The sequence below is a fragment of the Pseudomonas salicis genome, from assembly GCF_057128705.1.
The window spans coordinates 167,892-190,922 of the sequence record NZ_JBSKHU010000003.1; the positions used below are offsets into that span (position 1 = coordinate 167,892).

The window sequence follows — 23,031 nt, forward strand, 5'->3', positions numbered from 1 at the left end:
ACGTGTGCAAATTCGCGCGCCAACGAGGCTAAGTATGTTTACGCAAGATGTGATCATAGAGAATGTTTTGACGTGTCTTCGGGACATGATTCCCGGTGCAGGTGAGGTAGGGCCTGACAGTGACATGGTCGATGACCTAGGCCTTGAGTCAGTAAAAATGATGGATTTGTTGATGAAGCTTGAGGACGACTATGACCTGTCGATACCGATCAATATCCTCATGGACGTTCGCACGCCAAGGCAGCTTGCCGCCTCTCTGATTGGCTATCTGGAGAAAAGTCATGGGACTGTATGACAAGTTCTCCCGCCTGGCCGCTGAGCGTTCCAGTCTGCAGGCGCTTGACCCTAGCCCATTTGGTACTCGAATCGAAGCGCTCTATTCATCGACGCGTGGGCGTATCGGCGGTACCGATGTCATTTTGGCTGGCACTAACAATTACCTGGGCCTGACATTCGATGAAGACGCTATCGAAGCTGCGCGCAAAGCGCTGACCGCCGAAGGTACGGGCACAACTGGGTCAAGAATGGCCAACGGCAGCTACGGCGGTCATTCGGCGCTGGAAGCAGAGTTGGCCGAATTTCTGGATCGGCCATCGGTCATGGTTTTCTCCACTGGTTATGTGGCTAACCTGGGCATCATCGGGACGCTTGCCGGCCCGCGCGAAGTGGTACTGCTCGACGCCGATTGTCACGCGAGTATCTATGATGCATGCGCCTTGGGTGGGGCTGAAATCATCCGTTTTCACCATAACGACGCAAAAGACCTTGAGCGCCGCATGCTGCGCCTTGGGGAACGCGCGAAGGATGCGCTGATCATCGTGGAAGGCATCTACAGCATGCTCGGCGACGTGGCTCCACTCAAAGAAATCGTTGACGTTAAACGCCGTCTGGGCGGTTTCTTGTTGGTTGACGAAGCTCACTCGTTTGGCGTCATGGGCCCTAACGGTCGAGGCCTGGCGGAAGAGCAGGGCGTGGAGGATGATGTCGATATCATCCTGGGAACCTTCAGCAAGAGTCTGGCTGCAATCGGTGGTTTTGCCGCGGGCCTGAGCAGTGGGATGGAAGTGCTGCGTTATGCCAGCCGTCCCTACATCTTCACGGCCTCACCCTCTCCTTCGGTCGTGGCGTCTGTGCGATCGGCCTTGAAGACAATTGCTGCGCGCCCGGATCTGCGGGCGAACCTCTGGGACAATGCCCGTCGGCTTTACGATGGGCTGGCGGAATTGGGCTATTCGTTAGGGCCGAGCGTGAGCCCCGTTGTCCCGGTCATGGTCGGTAGCAAAGAGCAGGGTGTACAGTTCTGGCGAGCACTCATTGATCAGGGTGTATATGTCAATCTGGTACTTCCGCCTGCCACGCCGTCGGGCGTCACATTGGTTCGCTGCAGTGTCAGCGCCGCCCACACAACCGCGCAAATTGATCAGATCATCGAAGCGTTCGCCGCTCTACGTCCATTGCTTGAGCCTACGGCCTGACAGCGAGGGGTGCAGACGAACTGTAGTGCAGGGAATTGCCGTGCGGTGCAGAGAACCTTGAACCGAATGTGAGTGTTATGCGAATTATTTTTGTTTTTGGGCGTTCGTATCCGATACGAACGGCATTGATGCTGCTGAGCCTGGTCGTTGCCGGCCTGGTCGAGAGCGTCAGTCTGACAACGATGCTGCCCCTGATGTCAGTGATGCTGGGCGACAATGCGCACTCGACGTTTGGCGCCCTTGTTGGCAACGCGCTTCAGTTCTTTGGATTGGAGCCAACGATCATCACGCTACTCGTCATCATTGTCGTGGGCATGGCCATCAGCAGTCTGTTGATTCTTCTGGCCAACCGCCAGGTTGGCTACACCGTAGCCCATGTCGCAACCGACCTGAGGGTCGATCTGATCAACGCAACACTGGGTAGCCGCTGGGAATACTATCTGCGTCAGCCGGGTGGAGCATTGGCCAACGCCGTGGCTACCGAAGCCTACCGAGCATCAACCGCTTATGAGCACGCCGCGAACATGGTTGCGCTCTCCATCCAGGCGATCGCGTACGGCGTCATCGCGCTGTTCGTCTCCTGGCAAGCTGCGCTGGTGTGCTTGGTTCTCGGCGTGGTCATTCTTTTCGCCCTGCGTGGTTTGGTCAAAACATCCCGTAAAGCAGGGAAGGGCCAGACCAGCCTGATGCGGGAGTTGCTGATCAACCTCAGCGACACCTTGGGGTCAGTCAAACCATTGAAGGCAATGGCCAGGGAGGATATCGCCGATTCGTTGTTGCGCCATCAGGCTGCTGAGCTGAATGGGGCAATGGAGAAGGAGGTCACCAGCCGCGAGACATTGCGCGCACTCCAGGAGCCCTTGCTGGCCATTCTCGCCGCAGCCGGTCTGTATGCGGGCCTGGTTATCTGGAAGTTGCCGTTGTCATCCGTCATGGTGCTCATATTCATGGTGGTGAGAGTGCTAGGCCTTATGCACAAGGCGCAGCAGCGTTACCACCGCATGGCGGGGCAAGAGAGTGCCTTTTGGGCGCTGCGCGAAGCGGTAGTGACGGCCAGGGGAGAAGCCGAGCCTGTCGGCGGTACCGTGCAGCCCACGCTCAAAGACCGGATCGAGTTTCAGAACGTCACATTTACTTATGGCGAGCGCAAGGTTTTGAACAGCGCATCACTGACTTTCGATGTCGGGACGATGACGACGCTGGTGGGCCCCTCCGGGGCAGGGAAAACCACGATTCTCGACCTGGTGTGTGCGTTGTTGACCCCTCAACAAGGTCGAGTGCTCATAGACGGTATTCCGCTTCCTGACCTAGATCGCCGCATGTGGCGTCGCATGATTGGCTACGTCACGCAGGAAACTTTGCTTTTACACGACACCGTCCTTGCGAATGTCACTTTGGGCGAGCCAGCGCTCACCGAGGCGGATGCGGAGCGAGCATTGCGCCAGGCAGGTGCATGGGAGTTCGTATCCCAACTTCCCCAAGGCATGCAGTCGATCGTGGGCGAACGAGGGGGCAAGCTTTCAGGTGGTCAGCGGCAACGAATAGTGATTGCACGTGCGCTCGCCCACAGACCTCAGTTGCTCATTCTGGATGAAGCGACCAGCTCGCTCGACCCGGCTGCCGAGAAAGATATCTGTGAGTCGCTGAAAGCGTTGGCGCCAGAGATCACCATCATTGCCGTTTCTCATCGTCCGGGGCTTATCGACATCGCTGACGAAATCATCGAGCTCAGGGACGGCGAGATCAAGCGAATGAAAAACCGTGCCTATCTGGTCAATGAGCCTTCCAATCTGGAAGTTTGACTCTGCATCCAGCTTCTTTTTACTCGTACGAGACGGGCCCAATAATGCTTTCTTCTAAACACCAACATGCACCTGCGCCAGATCATCATATGGAGCAGAACGGCGAAGTCCAGGTTCCGAAACGTCAGCCGCACCTGGACAAGAAAGGAAGGGTACTGGGGCCGCTCATCGCATTTGTCGGCTGTGATGGCTCCGGAAAGTCGACCGTCTCGGAGGCTATCCTCACGTGGCTGAGCCGGTCGCAGCCTGTGCAGAGTTGCCATTTGGGCATTCAGTCCAAGCAGATAGGTGAAAGGTTGGTCAGGTTGCCGTTGGTGGGCAAAGCAATCGGTCGGCTGATCGCTGCCAACTCTCCACGTGGCAATCACAAACACGCACAAATCTCCAGCGGCCCCAGCACCTTGGCGGCATTTGCCATCTTCCTGTTGTCGATCCGCCGGTATCGTCGTTACCAGAAGATGATGAAGCTGCGACGCCAAGGCATCACCATCGTCGCTGATCGTTTTCCGCAGATCGCAGTTGCCAATATGAAAATCGATGGCCCCGGGTTGCTCGCAGTCAAGCATGGGAACGCGCTGATTCGGTTCCTGGCGGCGCGTGAGAAAAAGCTGTACGACTACATGATCAGCTACCGTCCGGATCTGGTTGTTCGCTTGAACGTGGATGTCGAGACCGCGTTTGCGCGCAAACCTGATCACCGCTACGAATCGCTTGCACTCAAGATTGCGAACGTCCCCAAGCTTGAATATCAGGGAGCACCGATTCTGGATCTCGACAGTCGCCTGCCGCTCGAAGAGGTCATTGCGCAAGCCAAAGCAGCGGTGTCCCGCAGCCTGGCGAATCCGTAGGGGGAGAGGTAGCAGACATGCGCGCCCTATTCGAAACTCCTCGCGGGAGAGGCGACCGCCCTCTGGCGCCGCTCGTGGCCATTATTGGTTCGGACGGCGCGGGAAAAACCACCGTGGCGGCCCACCTTTGCTCCACCCTGGCAGGTGAGGGCGCTGCCTATGCCTACTTGGGATTGGGTACAGGCGCCATAGGACTCAAGATACAGGCCTGGCCATTGATCGGGCCTGCCGTCGGACGTCGATTGGCCGCCAAGGCGACACAGGCTCGTACCAAGGGCGAAAAAATCCCTGGGGTCTTCACGGCGTTGACCATCTACGGATTTTCGCTACTGCGCGTCCGTCGCTTCAGGGAGATGCAGGCGTTACGCGATCGGGCTTCCATCGTTATTTGCGACAGATACCCTCAAGTTGACGTGCCGGGGTTCTATGACGGCCCGGGCCTGAACGCATCAACGCCTACTGGCCGCTTTACGGCGTGGCTTGCAAAGCGTGAGTTTGCGCTTTACCAGAGGATGGTCAGCCATCGGCCCACGCTGGTCATTAGATTGAACATTGATGCTGATACGGCATTCTCTCGCAAGCCCGACCACAACCTTTCTCTGCTGAAGCAGAAGGTACAGGCAACCTCGTTGCTCCGTTTCAATAACGCGAAAATTATCGACGTGGACGCCAGCCAGCCGCTGGAACGGGTACAGGCGATCTGCGCCCAACTGGTACGTCAGTTGCTGATCAATCAGCAAGGCAATTCCCACCAGGCGGTAGAAACTCATGTTTGAAGCGTTCGGACGCGCTTTATCTCAATGACTCACCGGTCGTTGAATCACAGGGTTTGGTGCCTGAAGGCCTGCCTCGCTCGGTAAAGAGCGGTTTAATCGAGGACGTTATGAAAGCTAAAGTTTCAGGACCCGCAACACCGAACCGGGCAGTCTGGGCGCGTCTAGGTTGGGCCTATCTGTTCTTCTGGTACTTCTCCGGTGTCGCACAGCTCCTTATCATTCGCGCTGGCGTTGCAGGCTGGAAGGGGATGATCCAGGCGTCGATGGTCACGTTGCTGTGGCTGATTCCGCTGATCCTGTTTCCCGCCCGTGCGAGGATTCTTGCTGGCGTCATTGGACTTCTTCTTTGGGCGTCCTCACTGACTGGCCTCGGATACTTTCTGATTTATGGGCAGGAGTTTTCCCAAAGCGTGATTTTCATCATGTTCGACTCGAACATGCAGGAGTCAACAGAGTACTTGGGGCACTATTTTTCCTGGTCGATTGTGGGGGCAATCGCCGCTTACACCTTCGCAGGGCTGGTGCTGTGGACGCGGGTCAGGCCAGCGTACCTGACGCGTAAGGCGCTAGTGACCTGTGGTGTTTTGTTCATTGCCGTCGGCGTGGGCTTCAACGCTGTCAACCAGTATCGTAAGCGACCGACCCTTCAACTGGCGGCAGCGAAATTCGAGGAAAATATCGAAGCCGCGGCCCTTTGGCAGATGGTCGTCGGATATCACCAGTATCGTCAGCAACTCGCCGAGATGTCGACGATGATGGCGACCCAGGCGCAGATTCCTCCTCTCAAGAACCTGACCGACACGCATGCAGGTCAACGCTCCACGCTGGTATTGGTCATTGGCGAATCAACGAACCGGGAGCGTATGAGCGTTTATGGTTATGGCCGTCCTACGACGCCCAATCTGGACCAGCTACGTGGCCAGCTGCAGATATTCAGCCAAGTGGTCGCGCCACGCCCCTATACGATCGAGACCCTTCAGCAGGTACTGACATTTGCTGACGAGGAGCATCCGGATCGATACCTGAGTACGCCAACCCTGATCAGCGTGATGAAGCAGGCCGGGTACAAGACGTTCTGGATTACCAACCAGCAGACCATGACCAAGCGCAACACAATGCTCACCCTGTTTTCTCAGCAGGCAGACCAGCAGACCTACCTGAACAACAACCGCGATCAGAACGAGACCAGCCAATACGACGAGGACGTCCTGGACCCGTTCTCTAAAGTTTTGGAAGACGACGCGCCACGTAAGCTGATTGTGGTGCACCTGCTGGGCACGCACATGAGCTACAAGTATCGCTACCCACCCACATACGATTACTTCAAGGATCGGATCGGGGTGCCGGCAAATGTCACTGATGGCCAGCTAGAGGTCTACAACAGCTACGACAATGCGGTGCGGTACAACGATTACGTCGTCTCGTCGCTGATCAAGCGCTTCAGCGACACAGACCCTAACGGCTTCCTGCTCTACCTGTCTGATCACGGTGAATCCGTATATGACCCGGTAGCGCCAGAGGTGCTGGGCCGCAACGAGGCTGCACCCACTCGCCCAATGTACACAGTGCCATTCATCGTTTGGAAATCGCCCAGTTGGAAAGCTGCACAAGGCACGACTCTGGAACCTGCTGACTACCTGGCACGCCCCTACAGTACGTCTCACTTCATCCACACGTGGACAGATTTGGCAGGGCTGCGTTTTGATGAGTTTGAGCCGGCCAGGAGTATTGCGAGCCAAGGGTATAAATCCGAACGCCTCCTGATTGGCAACCCGCACAATCCTGGGAGTTTGCGTGACTTCAGCCAGCTTCCGATTGCGCCTAAACAGGGCTCGGCTGTGCAAGCAACGCGATAGCGGGTGATGGGGCCTTTGGGACTGAACCGGCAGTGATGATCACAAAGCCATCTTGCGGGTCCGGTTCTGTGCGCCTCCGCCATCTTTTATACGACAAAGCCCTGATTATTCAGGGCTTTGTCGTTTCTGGGGTTTGAGTCCGACCTGTTTCCCCGCTGCCTCGGCCCCCATCCTCGGGAAGCAGAGCGGCTCTGCTAAGGCTTTCGGTAAACCTGCCGAAATAACGTAGACTTTCCATCGTTTTTTGCGTGTACGTTATCAACGAGTTGTTCGCTTATGACCGATACCCGTTTACCTGAGTCAAACCCGGCCCCGTTAGTGCCCGAGCTTCTCGTGGGCCGTGTTCAACGCGAAGACATGAAGCGTCAGCGGGCCTGTTGCATCTGGCTGACGGGCTTGTCCGGGGCGGGTAAATCCACGCTGGGCAATCGTATTGATCAGGCCTTGCAGCAGCACGGGTTGCACAGTTATTTGATGGACGGTGACAGGCTGCGTCAGGGGCTTTGCAGTGATCTGGGCATGAGCGACAGCGATCGTCACGAGAACATCAGGCGTTTGGCCGAAGTCGCCAAACTGATGGTGGATGCGGGACTGATTGTCATCGTCTCGGCGATTTCGCCTTTTCGCGCCGACCGGGATGCCGCTCGACATGGACTGGACCCTGATCAATTCATCGAGATACACGTCAGCACGCCGCTGGGCGAATGTGTCCGCCGCGATGCCAAAGGTTTGTACCGCGCCGTGCGTGAGGGTCGAATCCGTAATTTCACAGGGATCGACAGCCCGTACGAAGCGCCGCTGACGCCGGAGTTCATTATCGACACCAGCAATCATGATGGGGCTGAGATGATCGAGCAATTGGTGGCGCAACTGATGCACCGTTACCGCTCATAAGGCGGTTCCTGCAATCAGGGCTCGCACCCTACAGGCCAAACACGTTCGTCCTACGGGAAATCATGCTTTTGAACGCTGAAGCGATAACAGACTTGAAGCGCACGCTTGCGGATGCCGATGAAGGCACTCTGATCTCGACACTGCGGGAATGCATGGCGGCGAGCCGTTACGCCGACGCCCGCCCTATTGCCGAGGCAGCCGTCTCCCTGTTTCCCGAGTCATCCTCTCTGGCTGCGCTGCTCGGGCAGGTCTGTCAGAAGTTGGGGGATTTCCCTGCCGCTGTGAGTGCCTGCGACACCGCGATCGCATTAGGTTGCCGGGAGTGGGCCGCGCCGTTCGTTTTGGGCTTGTCACACCGCGCATTGCAGGATCACCGCAAAGCGGCGCTGGCGTTCATGTCGGCCTATGAGCGTTCGCCGGGCCACGTCGAGGGCCTGGGGCTGCTGCTGGAGGAGATCGTGGCGGCTTATGGTCTTGCCAGCGGTCGTGATGTTTATCAGACAGTGACCGATCCTGCGTTGAAGGCGGCAGTCACCCCACTCTGGACAAATCTGTTGTTCAGGTGGGGGTGCGAAGACGAGTTGCGGGCGTTGGGGATCGACGGCCGAGAAGCCGTGCTGATGTCGGTTGCCGAATGGACAGCGAGCCAGGGTGTAGCGCTCGATTATCTGGACGAGGCCGAGCGCATCCGCTGCGAAGAGCCTGAATCCCTGGAGCCGGGCGCCGCTGAGCCGTTGAAGGTCGTTGTTGAAGGCCAGCGGCCTTACGCCTGCATCATCCAAAACGCGACGATCCTTTCCCGTTCCGACCTGATCCTGACCCCTGACGGCGCTGCGCTCAATGATTGCCTGACCCACCCTCGCTTCGGCCAATATGTCCTATGGCACCAGGAGAGCGCGATCAAAGGGCGGGACGGGCAGCGTCTTCTCCTTGATATGGCGCCTTACACCGTTCAGGAGATAGAAGCGGGAATAATGCTTTCCGGGGCCGCATCGGTGGAGTTCGGTCACTGGATGCCCGAGTTTTTGTGTCGCTTGCGGGCGTTGTCCCGTCATCCCGAGTTCGATTCGATGCCCATCATCGTCGATGCGGGCATGCCCGCCAGTCACTACGAGTACCTGCGCCGGGTGGTCAGTAACGAATGGGTGGTATTGCAGCCGGGTGTCGCGTTGTCTTGCAAACGGCTGCTAATCGCCCCTACACCCAGCTTTTACCCCATGCATCTGGTGCCGGGGCATCCCGTGCGGGGCTATGAGCAAGGGCCGTTTTCGCCCGATTGTTTCAGCTTTTTGCGCGATCGGGTCCTCGCCACGCTGCCACGGGTCGCGCGGGGCTCCAGGCGCTTATTCCTTTCCCGGCGCAAGCGGCAATGGCGTTTGATATTGAATGACAATGAAGTGGCCGCCTGCCTGCAAGCGCGAGGCTTCGAGACGATTTACCCGGAAGATTTGAGCCTGGAGGAGCAGATCCATCTGTTTCAGGAAGCAGAAGCCATTGTCGGGCCTAACGGTTCGTCGTGGCTTAACCTGATGTTCGCCGACACTGCGGTCAAGATTGTGGTGTTGGGGCAGGCCGGTTTTTCCGGGCAGGACCTCTTCGGCTTCAGTGGGTTTGTTGGCCCGATGCGAACCCTCGGTTATGACCCGATGTTCGTGGGTGGCGATGAGGGTGATGTGCAAAATAAACACATCAACTATTCGGTTCCTCTCGATACTCTGGAACGCATGCTAGACCGGCTCGGGGTCTGAGTCAGCAGGCCACTCGGGTATGCTCGCGGATGTAGCGGGCGACGTCGCCGGGTTCGTTCCACATCAATACATCGAGGATCGACAGATTCCCGACATAGGGCAACGCGCCGGTGGGGTAAACGAAGGTCGACAGATCCAGAAAGCGCAATTCGATCTCGCGCTGTTGCCATTCATCGGGGACAAATATGTCCCTTCCGCCCGGCGAATTGATATAGCGTCGGGCGCCCATCTGGCTGCTGATTTCCAGCGCCCACTGACCGGGATGCTCAATGGGCGGCAGTTCCAGGTTCAGGGCTGAATGCGGTGTCCAGTTGAAGCGCAGGCCGATGTAATCGCACGCCACCTGCAGTGAACGCGTGTTCAGGTCGCTGATGCTGTTGCCTGTCACCGAATCGAAGACGGCTGGAATCAATTCAGTCACCCGACGGTAAAACGGTGCCTTGCCTCGATAGATACCGAGTTGGCCGAGAATGCGTTGCTGGGCGGCGCAGTGATCGATCACCGTGGTGGCTTGAATCGAGCTGCCCAGCGTCGTGCTGACCGGCACCTGAATGTACTGCCAACCGCCTTTGCCATCGAGGATTCGATTACGATTCATCCAGCTCTTGCGACCGTACTGCGCGGTATCGAAGATCACGCCGCGTTCCACGGATGCAATCAACTGGAAGTAGCCCAGATAGGGGAAGAAGTAAGGTTGCATGATGCCCAATGTGCTGATCATGGGGTCTGTGCCGTCAGTCGTTATGTGATTGCCGAGCGGATCAGCGCGCAAATGTCGCGTACGTGATCCTGGGTTATGGCCTGGCCCGTCGGTAATTGCAGCAACACTTGGCACAGCTCATCTGTGACCTTGAGCTCGGTTGAAAGCGCGCTGGCAAAGGGCTCGGTACGGTGCACACCGGGGTGAAAGTAACGGCGTGCCAAAACATTCCGGGCGGTTAGCCAATCCAGTAATTCATCGCGGCTGATGCCCAGTTTCGTGGCGGTGACGCGGACCACGGCAAATTGATAGTTGCTCTGTTCGCCGGCGGCATAATCGATGAATTCCAGACCGTCGATGCCTGCCAGCCCTTGTCGATAAAGCTCATAGCGCTGGCGGTTTTCCTGGATGAAACGATCCAGATGCCGCAGCCCCAAAAGGATCATGGCCGCTTGGGCTTCCGACAGTTTCGCATTCAAGCGCAGGATGCCGCTGGCGTGTTCGTCACTGGCGTGAAAGCTGCGCAGGGTGCGCAAGCGGGCCGCCAGAGCGTCGTCGTTGGTGGTGATGCAGCCACCTTCGGCACCGCTGAGAATTTTCGTGGCGTGGAATGAGAAGATCTCGGCGCGGCCAAATCCGCCCATTCGCTGCCCCTCGAAGGTGCAAGCGGTGGCGTGAGCGGCGTCGAACAGCAATTGCAGACCCTGTTTTTTTGCCACCCCGGCCAGGCCGTGGGGGTCGCAGCCTCGCCCCCAGATGTGTACGCCGAGAATGGCCGAGGTCGCCGGCGTGATAGCGGCCTCTACCAGCGCTGCGTTGAGCATCTGTGTATCGCCGTCAACGTCACAGAACACCGGCTTGAGCCCGGCCCATACCAACGATTGCACCGTGGCGGGGAAGGTGAAGGCGGGCACGATCACCTCACCGCTCAGTTCCATCGCGCGCAACAGCAGCATCAGCGCCACGGTCCCATTGACCACGGTGATGGCGTGCCGTACCCCGAAATGCTCGGCGAGAGCCTGATCTGCCGCTTGCTCCAATGGGCCATGGTTGGTGTAGAACTGTCGGGCAAAGATGCCCTCGAACATGTCCCGAAATTCGGTCTGGTCGGGCAGGTTCAATTGCCCGACATGCAACGGCGCATCAAACACTGGCTTTTCGTTCATTGTGGGACGCTCTCCAGGGGTGTGCCGAGCAGCACTGCGTCCTGTTCCAGACGCTTGAAGAGTTGTGCCAGACGCTCGATGTCCGCTTCGACGAGCAGGTCGCCGACGGGCATCTGGATGTACTGCCGACTGATGCTTTCGGTCACGGGCAGAGCAGGTGAGCCTGGCTCCAGTTGATGCAGAGGTGGGGAATAATACGGACGGACCAGAGCGTTTTCGGCGCGCAGGATGCGGATCAGTTCGTCGCGGCTGTAGGGGGCATGCGTGCCCACTTTCAGCAAGACGAGACCGTAGGTGCCGGGCGATTGGCTGTAGTCGGCGAATGAAAGCCAGGACAGGTCCTGAAAGTGCCGCTGGTAGCAGGCAAAACGCCGTTTGTTGTCGTTGATAATGGCGTGCATGTGATCAAGGTTAGACAGTGCCATGGCAGCATGCAACTCATTGAGTTTCGCATTCATGCCCAGTTCGACCGGAATGGCGGCGTCGCCGAAGCCGAAGCTGCGCTGGCGCTGGAGTTGCGCGGCCAGTTCATCGTCGTCGGTGGTCAGATAGCCGCCTTCGAAACCGTTGATCAGTTTGGTGGCGTGCAGGCTGAAAACCGAAGCGTTTCCACGCGTCCCTACGCGGTTGTCCCGCAGGGTGTCTGTGTAGCGACCCCCGATGCCATACACGGCATCGACCAGCAGAGGTATGCCAGCATCCAGTGTCAGGCGTTCCAGCGCGTCGATGTCACACAGGCCATTGATGTTCTCCACCGCCAGCACGGCCGCAGTGTCGGCGTCGATCAGCCGGGCCAGCTCGCCCGGGGCCAGGGTGTGAGTCAGCGGGTCGACGTCACAGAACTGCGGCTCGTATCCGGCCCAGCGAATCAGGTGAGGCAAACCGCGAAAGGTGAGCGAGGGCAGGATCACTTTGCGTGCGTTCGGCCGCGCCAGATTGCGCAAGGCGAGGATGATTGCAAAGCAGGCGTTGGCAAAGGCGACGCAATGCCGGGTGCCATGGAGCTCGCACAGGCGTTGCTCAAGCTCATCGACCAGCGGACCCTGATTGGTCAGCCGGCGGCGCTCCAGCGAAGCGCTGGCCAGCTCGAAAAAACGTTCGGGGTCGCGATTGGCCAGTTGCCCGGTGGTCAACGGCCGTTCGAACAGGGGCTGGCCGCCGAACAAGGCGAGAGGGCTGACGGTACTCATGAGCAGAAGTGCTCCAGGTATGCGGGGGTATTCAAATCCGGGTCAGGATCGCGTCAAAGCGGTAATGCGAGGAGAAGAACGTCGTTGGCATACGGCTGCAGCGCACTTCCCATCCGGCCCGTTGGGCGAGTTCTGTGAGTTGTTCCTGGGTTCGCCAGATGCCCATCAGGCTGCCAGGATCATCTTCTTCGCCGGGCACGCGAACGCGTGAGGTAAAGAATTCATCCATGCGACTTCTGTCAGGGAGTTGGCCCAGGAAGACCTGCTCGATGCCGGTAAACCGCGCGTGCAGCAGTTGCAAGAACTCCAGCGCCAGTGGCTGCGGAAAATAGGGGAATGCGCCGTAACACATGGCTTTGGTGAACAGCTGCGGTTCTTCTTCCCGATGCAGATAAGCCAGCGCATCGTCGAGGACATAGCGCTCGACAGGAGGGCGGGCGAACCGCTCGTTGGCGACATCGATCAGAAAGTCCGAGTAGTCCACGCCCAGTCCGCCGGCGCAACGTCCGAACAGTTGAGTGCTCAAGGCGCCATTGCCGCAGCACAGGTCCAGCAGCCGGTCTTGAGCGTTGAGGTCGACCCCTTGGCTGATCGCATCAATGATCATGGCGATTTGTTCCTCTGTCACCGGCTTGCCGCCGACAGTGCGTTTGACCTGACCCCAGAGGTCGTCCCGGTCGCAGGTTTGTGGGTGATCCTTGAACTGATATTCGGTGCTGATGCGCGACATGAACAGATACCTCAAGTGCGGCGTGACAGACGCAGGCGATGATTGAAAAGCCAATGCAGGACGAAGCCTACCTTGGTCAGTGTTGCCCCGCGTGGTGCCGCACTGGTGTGGGTGTGCTCGCCAGGCGCGATGGGCGCGAACAGTTCATCGCGATGAAAGAACGACCGTGCGATGGCTCTGTTGCTGGCGGCGTAGCTGTCGACCAGCGCTTGACGCTGGGCAACGGTCAGAAACGGGCTGTCGTCGAACACCGCTTTGCCAGCGGCTGCGGCCGTCAGCTCAATGAGTTGTTTGTGGTAGCGCCGCTTGTTGACGGTGCGTATGGGCAGACGGTTGATCAGGCGCTGGACATTGAGAATGTCGCGGTTGATGCGCTCGTTGACTCGCCCGTTCGGCAAGTCGAATGATTGAGCGGGCAGGCCGAGTGTCTGCAAGAAATCGATACGGATGTCTTCGCGGGTGAAGCGGGCGTAGTCGTGCAGGACGAAGGTGGCGTCTTTGAAGGTTTCCTGCCACGGCTTCAGGCGCTCGGCATAGTCCCACAGCCCGAAGTCGCGGCGAGTGGTGGCGGCAAAGTTGAGCGCATTGCCCTGCGCCTTGACGGTCTGGTTGTACCAGGACAGATGGGCGTCGTCCTGCCGCCGGATATAACAGACGACAGAAATTCGGTCGTCGGGCGCGAGTCCGGCGTCCCGCATCGTGTCCAGCAGGCCTTGGGGGTTGGGGAAGATAAAGAAATTTTCGCTGCTGATGATCACCGTATGGGCGTCACTGCCCGTTACAGCCGCCTTGAGCTCGTCGCGCAACTGCGCGAGCGACTTTTCCTGGCCCGTGGCCCACTCCGGATAACCCCCACCCAGCAAGAAAGCGAGGTCATGATGGCCGTATCCGCGCAGGCTGACGTCGGGATAAAGAATGCCCTGGGATTTCAATTGTTCGCGATTGTCGAAAATGAACCGCTGGATGGCCGTTGACCCTGTTTTGGGTGCGCCAATATGCAATATCCAGTGCATCGAGTACTCATCTGATGTTGGCTGTCAGTTCCCTGTCACATGCCGCGTGCGGGATTCATCGAGGGAGCGCCACAGTCGGCGTATTTCGCCGCAAAACGCTCTGTACCTCTATGTCGGCGGGGCGCGGGTTTACTTGATGGAGCGCGCGTGTGATGGACAATGTCGCAGTGGGTCCGCTCCGAATGACCACGAGCAGCCCACAAAATACGGCAATTGCCCGGTTGGAATCAAACGACCGACGGCCAGCCAAGACCCTGTCGCATGAGTAAGAAAGCCCCGATCACTCGGGGCTTTTGGGTTTCAGCATTCACCTCTGGCCGGTTCTACCATCCAGCCCCCTTTACCGCATCTTGCGCCAGCGGGTGCAATTCCGCGCCGTGATTCGCCGCCTGCAACGCCACCAACTCCTTCTTCATCCCCGGCGTCCAGAACATCTGGATGTGGTTGCGCACACCGAGAACTGCGGCCTCTTGATCCGGTTCGGTGGCGAAGTATTTGGCGATCTGGTTGACCATTTTGATCAGGTTGGCGTCGCTCATCGGCGCACCTCCGCTTTGTCGGTGTGGCGAGCCTGGCGCCGTTCGTCGAGCAGGCGTTGCTGTTCGTCGCTGAAGGCCTGGTAGCGTTTTTGCCACTCGGAAGGGTGGTAGACGCGGCTGACTTCCACGGCGGTGACTTTGTATTCCGGGCAGTTGGTGGCCCAGTCGGAGTTGTCCGTGGTGATGACGTTGGCGCCGGATTCCGGGAAGTGGAACGTGGTGTACACCACGCCCGGTGCGACGCGTTCGGTCACCCGGGCGCGCAGCACGGTCTGGCCGGCCCGGCTGCCGATGCCCACCCAATCGCCTTCGTTGACCCCACGGCTTTCGGCGTCGGTCGGGTGGATTTCCAGCCGGTCTTCTTCGTGCCAGGCAACGTTCTCGGTGCGACGGGTCTGGGCGCCAACGTTGTATTGGCTGAGGATGCGGCCGGTGGTGAGCAGCAGCGGGTAGCGGGTATTGACCTTTTCCTCGGTGGGCACGTAGCCGGTGAGCATGAAGCGGCCTTTGCCACGCACGAACTGGTCGATGTGCATGGTCGGCGTGCCGTCGGGCGCGCCTTCGTTGCACGGCCATTGCAGGCTGCCGTGAACGTCCAGCGCGGCGTAGCTGACGTTGGTGAACGTTGGCGTCAGGCTGGCGATTTCGTCCATGATCTCCGACGGGTGTGTGTAGCTCATCGGGTAGCCCAAGGCGTTGGCCAGCGCGACGGTGCCCTCCCAGTCGGCCTTGCCGCCCAGCGGGTCCATGACCTTGCGCACCCGTGAGATGCGGCGTTCGGCGTTGGTGAAGGTGCCGTCTTTTTCAAGGAACGAAGCGCCCGGCAGGAACACGTGGGCGAATTTCGCGGTTTCGTTAAGGAAGATGTCCTGCACCACCACGCATTCCATGGCCGACAGGGCTGCTGTCACGTGCTGGGTGTTCGGGTCGCTCTGGGCGATGTCTTCGCCCTGGCAGTACAAGCCCTTGAATTGACCGGCCAGCGCCGATTCGAACATGTTGGGAATGCGCAGGCCTGGGTCGGGTTGCAGCGTGACGTTCCAGGCATTCTCGAACTGAGTGCGCACAACTTCGTTGGAGATGTGGCGATAGCCCGGCAGTTCGTGGGGGAATGAGCCCATGTCGCAGGAACCCTGCACGTTGTTCTGCCCACGCAGCGGGTTCACGCCGACGCCTTCACGGCCAATGTTGCCGGTAACCATGGCCAGGTTGGCGATGCCCATGACGGCGGTGCTGCCCTGACTGTGTTCGGTGACGCCCAGCCCGTAATAAATGGCGGCGTTGTTGGCGCTGGCGTAGAGGCGGGCGGCGGCGCGAATGTCGGCGGCGTTCACACCGCAGATGAGGCCCAGTACTTCCGGCGAATGCTCTGCGCGGCTGACGAATTCGCTCCAGCGGGCAAAGTCATTGCCTTCGCAGCGGGCGTCAATGAACGCCTGATCGAGCAAGCCGTCGGTGACGATCACGTGAGCCAAGGCGTTGAGCATGGCGACGTTGGTGCCCGGACGCAGCGCGAGGTGAATCTTGGCCCGGCCATGAACCGAATCCACCAGATCGATGCGCCGTGGGTCGATGACGATCAGTTGAGCGCCTTCGCGCAGGCGGCGCTTGAGTTGAGAACCAAACACCGGATGGGCATCGCTGGGGTTGGCGCCCATGACCAGAATCACATCGGCTTTCATCACCGAGTCGAAGCTCTGGGTGCCTGCCGATTCGCCCAGCGTCTGTTTCAGGCCATAGCCGGTTGGCGAGTGGCAAACCCGCGCACAGGTGTCGACGTTGTTGTTGCCGAACGCGGCGCGCACCAGTTTCTGTACGAGATAGGTTTCTTCGTTAGTGCAGCGGCTGGAGGTGATGCCGCCAATGGAATCGCGGCCGTATTTCTGTTGCAGGCGACGCATTTCGCTGGCGGCGTAAGTCACGGCCTCGTCCCAGCTGACTTCCTGCCAAGGGTCGCTGATGTGCTTGCGGATCATCGGTTTGGTGATGCGATCCGGGTGGGTTGCATAGCCCCAGGCGAAACGGCCCTTGACGCAGGAGTGGCCATGGTTGGCATGGCCGTTCTTGTCCGGGACCATGCGCACCAGTTCATCGCCTTTCATCTCGGCGCGGAACGAGCAGCCCACGCCGCAATAGGCGCAGGTGGTGATGACGCTGTGCTCCGGCTGGCCTTTCTCCACCACGCTTTTTTCCATCAGGGTCGCGGTGGGGCAGGCTTGCACGCAGGCGCCGCAGGACACGCACTCCGATTCGAGGAAGTTGTCGCCACCGGCGGCGGACACGCGGGATTCGAAGCCGCGTCCAGTGATCGTCAGCGCGAAAGTGCCCTGGGTTTCTTCACAGGCCCGCACGCAGCGGCTGCAGACGATGCACTTGCTCGGGTCGTAATCAAAGTACGGGTTGGACACGTCTTTCTTGTCAGCGAGATGGTTTTCGCCTTCGTAGCCGTAGCGCACTTCCCGCAGGCCGACCTGACCGGCAACGGTTTGCAGTTCGCAGTTGCCGTTGGCCGAGCACGTCAGGCAGTCCAGCGGGTGATCGGAGATGTACAGCTCCATGACGTTGCGGCGCAGCGTCGCAAGTTTCGGCGTCTGGGTGTGCACGGTCATGCCTTCGGTGACCGGCGTGGTGCACGAGGCCGGATAGCCGCGCATGCCCTCGATTTCCACCAGGCACATGCGGCAGGAGCCGAACGCTTCGAGGCTGTCGGTGGCGCACAGTTTGGGAATGGTGGTGCCCATCAGCGCGGCGGCACGCATGACGGAGGTGCCTTCAGGCACACTGATACGTTGGCCGTCGATGTTCAGGGTGACCTGCACGCCGCTGTGGCGGGCGGGCGTGCCTAAGTCGGCGTCGGTTTTCGGGTCGAATATCGTGATCATTGCTCGGCCTCCGAGAGTTGCAGACCAAAGTCGGCAGGGAAGTGCTTGAGCGCGCTGGCGACGGGGTAGGCGGTCATGCCGCCGAGCGCGCAGAGCGAACCGAATTGCAGGGTGTCGCACAGGTCTTTGAGGATGATGGCCTGCTGATCCCGAACGTTCTGGTCAGGCGCAGCCAGTATCCGGTCGATGACCTCGACGCCCCGGGTCGAACCGATGCGGCAGGGTGTGCATTTGCCGCAGGATTCTTCGGCGCAGAATTCCAGGGCGAACCGCGCCATGTGGGCCATGTCCAGGGTGTCGTCAGCCACCACCACGCCGCCGTGGCCGAGCATCGCGCCGATGGCAGCGAACGCCTCGTAGTCCAGCGGTGTGTCGAACTGTGACGGCGGTACCCAGGCGCCCAGCGGGCCGCCAATTTGCGCGGCTTTCAGCGGACGACCACTGGCGGTCCCGCCGCCATAGACTTCCACCAGTTCCCGCAAGGTCAGGCCAAATGCCCGCTCTACAAGGCCGCCGTGGCGAATGTTGCCCGCCAGTTGAAACGGCATGGTGCCGGTAGATCGGCCCATACCGTAATCGCGATAGAACTGCGCGCCCTTGGCCAGAATCAGCGGCACCGACGCCAGGGTCAGCACGTTATGAACCAGGGTCGGCTGACCGAACAGCCCTTTCAACGCGGGGATTGGCGGCTTGGCGCGCACCAGCCCACGTTTGCCTTCCAGTGAGTCCAGCAGCGCGGTTTCTTCACCGCAGATGTACGCGCCTGCGCCGACCCGGACTTCCATATCGAACGCCAGGCCGCTGCCCGCGACGTCGTCGCCGAGGAAGCCAGCGGAGCGGGCAATCGTGATGGCTTCGCGCAGGGTGGCGATGGCTTGGGGGTATTCCGAGCGCACGTAGATGTAGCCGAGGCTGGCGCCGACGGTGATCCCGGCGATGACCATGCCTTCTATTAACAGGAAGGGGTCGCCTTCCATCAGCATGCGGTCGGCGAAGGTCCCGGAATCGCCTTCGTCGGCGTTGCACACCACGTATTTCTGCGCGGCTTGCCTGCTGCGGACGGTGCGCCATTTGATCCCGGCAGGGAAGGCCGCGCCGCCGCGACCGCGCAGGCCGGAGTCGAACACGGCGGTAGCTGTCTCGTCGCCACCCACGGCAATGGCGCGGGTCAGGCCCTCGAAACCGCCGTGGGTTTTGTAATCCTGCAGCGAGAGCGGTTGAGTGATCCCGGCGCGGGCGAACAGCAGGCGTTGTTGGGTCTTCAGATAGGGCAACTCTTCCACCAATCCCAAAGACAACGGATGGCTGGAGGGATCGCCGAGCAGCGCGTCGAGCACGCCGGGGACGTCATCTTCCGTCAGCGGGCCGAAACCGAGGCGGCCTTGCGGGCTGTCCACTTCCAGCAGCGGTTCCAGCCAGTAAAGGCCTCGGGAGCTGGTGTGGTGCAAGTCCAGTGGCAGGTTGCGTGTGCGCGCTTCGCTGGCGAGGGCCACGGCAACGGCGTCCGCCCCCACGGCGCGGGCTACGGAGTCGGCGGGCAGGTATAGACGCGTCATTGTGCGTCCTCCCGGCACGTGTCGAGCAGGGCATCAAGACGCTCAGCGCTGAGCCGCGCGTGCAGTTTTCCGTCCAGCTCCAGCGCGGGTGAGCACGCGCACGCGCCCAGGCAATACACCGGCCGCAAGCTGATATTGCCGTCGGCGCTGCTGCCGTGATCGTCCAGTTGCAGACGCTCGCGCAATTGCGCCGCCAATTGCTCGGCCCCCCGGCTTTTGCAGGACTCGGCCCGGCACAGGCGCAGAATATGGCGGGCCGGTGGCGCGGTGCGGAAGTCGTGATAGAAACTGATGACGCCACGCACTTCGGCCTGGCTTTGGTTGAGGGCGTGGGCTATGTCGGGGATGGCGGCGTCGGGGATGTAACCGATGCCTTCCTGAATCTCGTGGAGAATGGGCAACAGTGCGCCCGGAGAGCCTTTGTGGCGCTCCAGCAGGCTGTTGACCATGGGCAGAATCGACATCTGGTCAGGCATACAGCATTCCTCACGGTCACGGACGAACCAGATGGTTGTCGGTTGTCCGAAAGTGTGGGCTGCGGCGCATGTACCACGTCACGGGCACGTGGATTTTCAGGCCGAAGCCAGGGCACCCTTGTCGGGCATCTTGTTGTACCCGGCGCGATCTTTGTCACGCCCTTGGTCGGGTATGGAACGCAGCTTGGCATGCCGTTTTTGATTTTTTCTTACAAAAGCGACGCGGCCCGTTCTTTTTGCGACTGGATGGAGTTTAGACGGTGCGGGCCAATCCGGAGGGGCTTTATGTGACCGCCCTCAGCGTGGCTTCCAACCGTTCCAGCAACAGATCGGCATGGTTGCGCTGGAACACCAGTGGCGGACGGATCTTGAGGACGTTGGCGGCGGGGCCGGTGGCGCTGATCAGCACCTGCCTGCGGCGCATGCCATTCACCGTCGCTGCCGCAATGCGGGTGGCGGGGGATTGGGTAGTGCGGTCTTCCACCAGTTCGACGCCGAGAAACAGGCCCTCGCCACGAACATCGCCGATCACTTCGAAGCGCTCGGCCAAGGCTTGCAACCCGCGTTTGAGGTAGCCGCCCACGTCATGGGCATTGGCCTGTAGGTTCTCATCGCGAAGCACGCCGAGCACTGCGTGCGCGGCTTTGCAAGACACGGGATTGCCGCCGTACGTATTGAAATAGCGCTGCTGACGGCCGAACTGGTCGAACAGCGTCGAGCGGCCCACCACGCCTGCGACGGGGTGGCCATTGCCCATGGGCTTGCCCAGGGTCACGAGGTCCGGAATCACGGCGTCGTGCTGAAATCCCCAGCGCTGCGCGCCGGTGCGGCCGAATCCGGGCTGGACTTCATCGGCGATGTACAGGCCGCCAGCTTCGCGCACGCACTGAGCGGCAGCGGCCAGTTCGCCGTTGGACGGAGAAAACACACCGTCGCTGGAAAAAATGCTGTCCACCATCAACGCCGCAGGCTGGATGCCGTGAGCCCGCATGTCCGCGAGGGCGGCTTTGACGCTGGCCACGAAATGGTTGCCGCGATACGAATCCGGCGGGTCGAGCAAGCGCACATGGCTGGCGGTGGGCAGTCCAGTCGCCAATGACGGCGAGATTTCTGCCAGCGCGCTGGTGACGCCGTGATAGGCCCAGCGTGTCACGAGAATCCCCGTGCCGCCGCTGTGACAGTGGGCGATGCGCAGCGCGAGGTCATTGGCCTCGCTGCCGGTGCAGGTCATGGTCAGGTTGTTCAGGGACTCGGGAAACTCGCTGAGCAAATCTTCGGCGTAGTCGACGATCGCCGAGTGCAGGTAACGCGTATGGGTGTTGAGCTGCGCGCTCTGTTCGGCAATCGCCCGCACCACCGCGGGGTGGCAGTGGCCCACGGAAGCCACGTTGTTGTAGGCGTCCAGAAAGGGCGTGCCGTTCTGGTCGAACAGCCAGACGCCTTCGCCCCGCACCGGTGCGAAGGGTTCTTCGTAAAACAGGCGGTAGCTGGCGCCGAGGGCATGCTCGCGGCGGGAAAGCAGATCGGAACTCATGCGGCCTCCGGTGTGCAGGCATTGATCAGCGCTTGGGTCAGTTGCCCAGCGGGCAGGGCGACCAGCGATTGCAGGTTGCGCCAAGTGGTGCTGAGGTTACGCAGCACGTAGGCGCGGTTGTCCGGGTACAGGCTTGCTCGCCATTGGGCGATGGTGATCGCCATGGCCATGCGCATGGCGATCAGATCGCCGAGGACTTCAAGCTCTTCGCGCAACAACGGAATGCGTCTGGAGTAGGCAGCGGCAAAGGCCTTGATTTGCCAGAGCGGGTCGGCGGCGTCGGCGTCGAACTGGTACGACAGCGCGGTGCCCAGATCATTGATAAGGGGGGCGTACAGGGCGTCACCAAAATCGATGATGGCCGTCACTCGGGTGCCGGTCGCGGCATCGAGCATGACATTGTGCGGGTTCAGGTCGTTATGGATAACTTGCGCGCGCAGCTTGGCCAGTCGAGGCTTCACGTGGGTTTCGTGGCGGTCCATCAGCGCGGTCACCAGCGGTTGTTGCGCGGCGTCCAGGCAGTGCAAGTGAGGGCGGGTGCGTTCGGCATGGCCCACATCCCACAGCAGATTGCGCTGCGCACCGGGGTGCTGAAAGTTGTTCAACGCCAGATTGACGTCCGCCAGGATCGTGCCCAACTGATGCATCAGCGCCATGCTGGGCGTGCCCTGATTCTGCGAAATGCCTTCCAGGTAGGTCACCGCGCGTACGGTGAAATGCTGTTCACCGACCCGCACGCAGGGCTCGAACTCACCGTTCAATGCCGCCAGCACGCGAGGCACCGGAAGGTGGGCGCCATGGCGCTCGATGTGCAACAGGGCCTGCGTCTGGAAGTGGGTGACGCTGGGGCTTTCCGCTGGATTGATGACTTTCAGCACGTACGCGCCCCGATCGGAGCGCACGAGAAAATTCGCGTCCCGTTCACCGTTCAGCGGCCGAATCGTCCCGTTCAGGCCGTAGACCTGCGCGGCCATTTCCAGCGCTCTGCGTTCGTCCAACTCGGGCGCTTGGGTCGTCATGAGCTTCGCGCAGGAGACGTCAGTCATCACTGCTTCAGACATGCTGGCCACCGTTGACGTGGATTTCCGAGCCGTTCACGTACGACGCGCCGCTGGTGCAGAGGAAATACACCAGTGACGCGACTTCTTCGGGCTTGCCCAGGCGGTGCATCGGCACCAGCCGTTCGACGATGTCTGCGGTGCCGGGGGAGAGGATCGACGTGTCGATTTCTCCCGGCGCAATGGCGTTGACCCGTACGCCGTGACGACCGAAGTCGTAGGCCATTTCCCGGGTCAGGGCCGAGAGCGCGGCTTTAGACGTGGAGTAGCAGACCCCGGCGAACGGGTGCACTTTCGAGCCAGCAATCGAGGTGACATTGATGATGCTGCCTTTCGCGGCCTTGAGTTCATCGAACAGGCCCCGCGCCAGCAGTGCGGTGGAGAACAGGTTGACGTTGAACACTTTGATCCAGGTCGCGTAGTCGGATTCCAGAACGCCCATTCGCGCACCTTCCGGACCTTTGGGTGATATGCCGGCGTTATTGACCAGCGCGTCCAGGCGTCCACCGAGCTTGTCCTTGATCGCCGCCATGCTGTCGCTGACGCTGTCGATGTCTTCCAGATCGAGGTGAATGTGGTTGAGCAGGCCTTCTGCCCACGGGCATTCCGCGACCCAATCCTGCCGGGATGCGGTGAAGATTTCCCAGCCCGCAGCGTGGAAATGCTTGACGGTGGCATGACCAATACCGCGGCTGGCGCCGGTCAACAGGAGCGTCTTCTTGGCAGTCATGATGGTCTCTCCGGAGGTATGAAGTTTGATGCATCATGTTTTTTAGCCGAGTGATGTG

General features: G+C 60.2%; 20 protein-coding genes. 8 read left to right on the top strand and 12 right to left on the bottom strand.

Annotation, left to right across the window (positions count from 1 at the left end; genetic code table 11):
* Positions 1-34 precede the first annotated feature (34 nt).
* From ACWKWE_RS11470 to ACWKWE_RS11505, 8 genes are all read left to right on the top strand, one after another.
* A complete protein-coding gene (locus tag ACWKWE_RS11470) occupies positions 35-295 on the top strand; it encodes an acyl carrier protein (protein WP_401144432.1) in 261 nt (86 codons plus the stop codon).
* Entirely contained in the window at positions 282-1,475 is a 1,194-nt protein-coding gene (gene spt, locus ACWKWE_RS11475; protein ID WP_483850572.1) for a serine palmitoyltransferase, read from the top strand. Before ACWKWE_RS11470 ends, spt begins: the two co-directional genes overlap by 14 nt.
* A gap of 77 nt (positions 1,476-1,552) precedes the next feature.
* Complete coding sequence (locus ACWKWE_RS11480; protein WP_483850573.1) at positions 1,553-3,277, top strand: ABC transporter ATP-binding protein; 1,725 nt, start codon at positions 1,553-1,555, stop codon at positions 3,275-3,277.
* A gap of 89 nt (positions 3,278-3,366) precedes the next feature.
* A complete protein-coding gene (locus tag ACWKWE_RS11485) occupies positions 3,367-4,125 on the top strand; it encodes a nucleoside/nucleotide kinase family protein (RefSeq protein ID WP_483850574.1) in 759 nt (252 codons plus the stop codon).
* A 17-nt stretch (positions 4,126-4,142) separates the two neighbouring features.
* Entirely contained in the window at positions 4,143-4,901 is a 759-nt protein-coding gene (locus ACWKWE_RS11490; RefSeq protein WP_483850575.1) for a nucleoside/nucleotide kinase family protein, read from the top strand.
* A gap of 107 nt (positions 4,902-5,008) precedes the next feature.
* Entirely contained in the window at positions 5,009-6,757 is a 1,749-nt protein-coding gene (cptA, locus tag ACWKWE_RS11495) for a phosphoethanolamine transferase CptA (RefSeq protein WP_483850576.1), read from the top strand.
* Positions 6,758-7,033: 276 nt separating this feature from the next.
* Positions 7,034-7,651 (top strand): adenylyl-sulfate kinase, encoded by a 618-nt coding sequence (gene cysC / locus ACWKWE_RS11500; protein ID WP_483850577.1) that lies wholly within the window; start codon positions 7,034-7,036, stop codon positions 7,649-7,651.
* 92 nt (positions 7,652-7,743) lie between these two features.
* Positions 7,744-9,399 carry a glycosyltransferase family 61 protein gene (locus ACWKWE_RS11505; RefSeq protein WP_483850578.1) on the top strand — a complete coding sequence of 552 codons (1,656 nt, stop codon included), beginning with the start codon at positions 7,744-7,746 and terminating at the stop codon, positions 9,397-9,399.
* Position 9,400: 1 nt separating this feature from the next.
* On the opposite strand, the gene ACWKWE_RS11510 is transcribed toward ACWKWE_RS11505, so the two are convergent.
* From ACWKWE_RS11510 to ACWKWE_RS11565, 12 genes are all read right to left on the bottom strand, one after another.
* Positions 9,401-10,120: a WbqC family protein gene (locus ACWKWE_RS11510; RefSeq protein WP_483850579.1), complete on the bottom strand. Its 720-nt coding sequence runs from the start codon at positions 10,118-10,120 to the stop codon at positions 9,401-9,403.
* A gap of 20 nt (positions 10,121-10,140) precedes the next feature.
* Entirely contained in the window at positions 10,141-11,265 is a 1,125-nt protein-coding gene (locus ACWKWE_RS11515) for an aminotransferase class I/II-fold pyridoxal phosphate-dependent enzyme (RefSeq protein WP_483850580.1), read from the bottom strand.
* Positions 11,262-12,455, bottom strand: a complete 1,194-nt coding sequence (locus ACWKWE_RS11520; protein ID WP_341963557.1) for a DegT/DnrJ/EryC1/StrS family aminotransferase — start codon at positions 12,453-12,455, stop codon at positions 11,262-11,264. Before ACWKWE_RS11520 ends, ACWKWE_RS11515 begins: the two co-directional genes overlap by 4 nt.
* Before the next feature lie 31 nt (positions 12,456-12,486).
* Positions 12,487-13,185 (bottom strand): class I SAM-dependent methyltransferase, encoded by a 699-nt coding sequence (locus ACWKWE_RS11525; protein WP_483850581.1) that lies wholly within the window; start codon positions 13,183-13,185, stop codon positions 12,487-12,489.
* A gap of 11 nt (positions 13,186-13,196) precedes the next feature.
* Positions 13,197-14,198 carry a hypothetical protein gene (locus ACWKWE_RS11530; protein ID WP_483850582.1) on the bottom strand — a complete coding sequence of 334 codons (1,002 nt, stop codon included), beginning with the start codon at positions 14,196-14,198 and terminating at the stop codon, positions 13,197-13,199.
* A 323-nt stretch (positions 14,199-14,521) separates the two neighbouring features.
* On the bottom strand, positions 14,522-14,737 hold the full coding sequence (locus ACWKWE_RS11535; RefSeq protein WP_166594853.1) for a formate dehydrogenase subunit delta: 216 nt from the start codon (positions 14,735-14,737) through the stop codon (positions 14,522-14,524).
* Positions 14,734-17,619, bottom strand: a complete 2,886-nt coding sequence (fdhF, locus tag ACWKWE_RS11540; protein ID WP_483850583.1) for a formate dehydrogenase subunit alpha — start codon at positions 17,617-17,619, stop codon at positions 14,734-14,736. The genes ACWKWE_RS11535 and fdhF overlap by 4 nt, the downstream gene beginning before the upstream one ends.
* Complete coding sequence (locus ACWKWE_RS11545; RefSeq protein WP_483850584.1) at positions 17,616-19,175, bottom strand: NADH-ubiquinone oxidoreductase-F iron-sulfur binding region domain-containing protein; 1,560 nt, start codon at positions 19,173-19,175, stop codon at positions 17,616-17,618. Before ACWKWE_RS11545 ends, fdhF begins: the two co-directional genes overlap by 4 nt.
* Positions 19,172-19,651: a formate dehydrogenase subunit gamma gene (locus ACWKWE_RS11550; protein WP_483850585.1), complete on the bottom strand. Its 480-nt coding sequence runs from the start codon at positions 19,649-19,651 to the stop codon at positions 19,172-19,174. Before ACWKWE_RS11550 ends, ACWKWE_RS11545 begins: the two co-directional genes overlap by 4 nt.
* 283 nt (positions 19,652-19,934) lie before the next feature.
* A complete protein-coding gene (locus ACWKWE_RS11555) occupies positions 19,935-21,185 on the bottom strand; it encodes an aspartate aminotransferase family protein (protein ID WP_483850586.1) in 1,251 nt (416 codons plus the stop codon).
* On the bottom strand, positions 21,182-22,246 hold the full coding sequence (locus ACWKWE_RS11560; RefSeq protein ID WP_483850587.1) for a phosphotransferase: 1,065 nt from the start codon (positions 22,244-22,246) through the stop codon (positions 21,182-21,184). Before ACWKWE_RS11560 ends, ACWKWE_RS11555 begins: the two co-directional genes overlap by 4 nt.
* Positions 22,239-22,973, bottom strand: coding sequence for an SDR family NAD(P)-dependent oxidoreductase (locus ACWKWE_RS11565; protein ID WP_483850588.1), 735 nt, complete (start codon positions 22,971-22,973; stop codon positions 22,239-22,241). Before ACWKWE_RS11565 ends, ACWKWE_RS11560 begins: the two co-directional genes overlap by 8 nt.
* Positions 22,974-23,031 lie beyond the last annotated feature (58 nt).

What these genes read in the sequence shown, in the direction of transcription:
- ACWKWE_RS11470 (WP_401144432.1), top strand. Translation starts at nt 35, where the DNA reads ATGTTTACGCAAGATGTGATCATAGAGAATGTTTTGACGTGTCTTCGG.
- spt (WP_483850572.1), top strand. Translation starts at nt 282, where the DNA reads ATGGGACTGTATGACAAGTTCTCCCGCCTGGCCGCTGAGCGTTCCAGT.
- ACWKWE_RS11480 (WP_483850573.1), top strand. Translation starts at nt 1,553, where the DNA reads ATGCGAATTATTTTTGTTTTTGGGCGTTCGTATCCGATACGAACGGCA.
- ACWKWE_RS11485 (WP_483850574.1), top strand. Translation starts at nt 3,367, where the DNA reads ATGGAGCAGAACGGCGAAGTCCAGGTTCCGAAACGTCAGCCGCACCTG.
- ACWKWE_RS11490 (WP_483850575.1), top strand. Translation starts at nt 4,143, where the DNA reads ATGCGCGCCCTATTCGAAACTCCTCGCGGGAGAGGCGACCGCCCTCTG.
- cptA (WP_483850576.1), top strand. Translation starts at nt 5,009, where the DNA reads ATGAAAGCTAAAGTTTCAGGACCCGCAACACCGAACCGGGCAGTCTGG.
- cysC (WP_483850577.1), top strand. Translation starts at nt 7,034, where the DNA reads ATGACCGATACCCGTTTACCTGAGTCAAACCCGGCCCCGTTAGTGCCC.
- ACWKWE_RS11510 (WP_483850579.1), bottom strand. Translation starts at nt 10,120, where the DNA reads ATGATCAGCACATTGGGCATCATGCAACCTTACTTCTTCCCCTATCTG.
- ACWKWE_RS11515 (WP_483850580.1), bottom strand. Translation starts at nt 11,265, where the DNA reads ATGAACGAAAAGCCAGTGTTTGATGCGCCGTTGCATGTCGGGCAATTG.
- ACWKWE_RS11520 (WP_341963557.1), bottom strand. Translation starts at nt 12,455, where the DNA reads ATGAGTACCGTCAGCCCTCTCGCCTTGTTCGGCGGCCAGCCCCTGTTC.
- ACWKWE_RS11525 (WP_483850581.1), bottom strand. Translation starts at nt 13,185, where the DNA reads ATGTCGCGCATCAGCACCGAATATCAGTTCAAGGATCACCCACAAACC.
- ACWKWE_RS11530 (WP_483850582.1), bottom strand. Translation starts at nt 14,198, where the DNA reads ATGCACTGGATATTGCATATTGGCGCACCCAAAACAGGGTCAACGGCC.
- ACWKWE_RS11535 (WP_166594853.1), bottom strand. Translation starts at nt 14,737, where the DNA reads ATGAGCGACGCCAACCTGATCAAAATGGTCAACCAGATCGCCAAATAC.
- fdhF (WP_483850583.1), bottom strand. Translation starts at nt 17,619, where the DNA reads ATGATCACGATATTCGACCCGAAAACCGACGCCGACTTAGGCACGCCC.
- ACWKWE_RS11545 (WP_483850584.1), bottom strand. Translation starts at nt 19,175, where the DNA reads ATGACGCGTCTATACCTGCCCGCCGACTCCGTAGCCCGCGCCGTGGGG.
- ACWKWE_RS11550 (WP_483850585.1), bottom strand. Translation starts at nt 19,651, where the DNA reads ATGCCTGACCAGATGTCGATTCTGCCCATGGTCAACAGCCTGCTGGAG.
- ACWKWE_RS11555 (WP_483850586.1), bottom strand. Translation starts at nt 21,185, where the DNA reads ATGAGTTCCGATCTGCTTTCCCGCCGCGAGCATGCCCTCGGCGCCAGC.
- ACWKWE_RS11560 (WP_483850587.1), bottom strand. Translation starts at nt 22,246, where the DNA reads ATGTCTGAAGCAGTGATGACTGACGTCTCCTGCGCGAAGCTCATGACG.
- ACWKWE_RS11565 (WP_483850588.1), bottom strand. Translation starts at nt 22,973, where the DNA reads ATGACTGCCAAGAAGACGCTCCTGTTGACCGGCGCCAGCCGCGGTATT.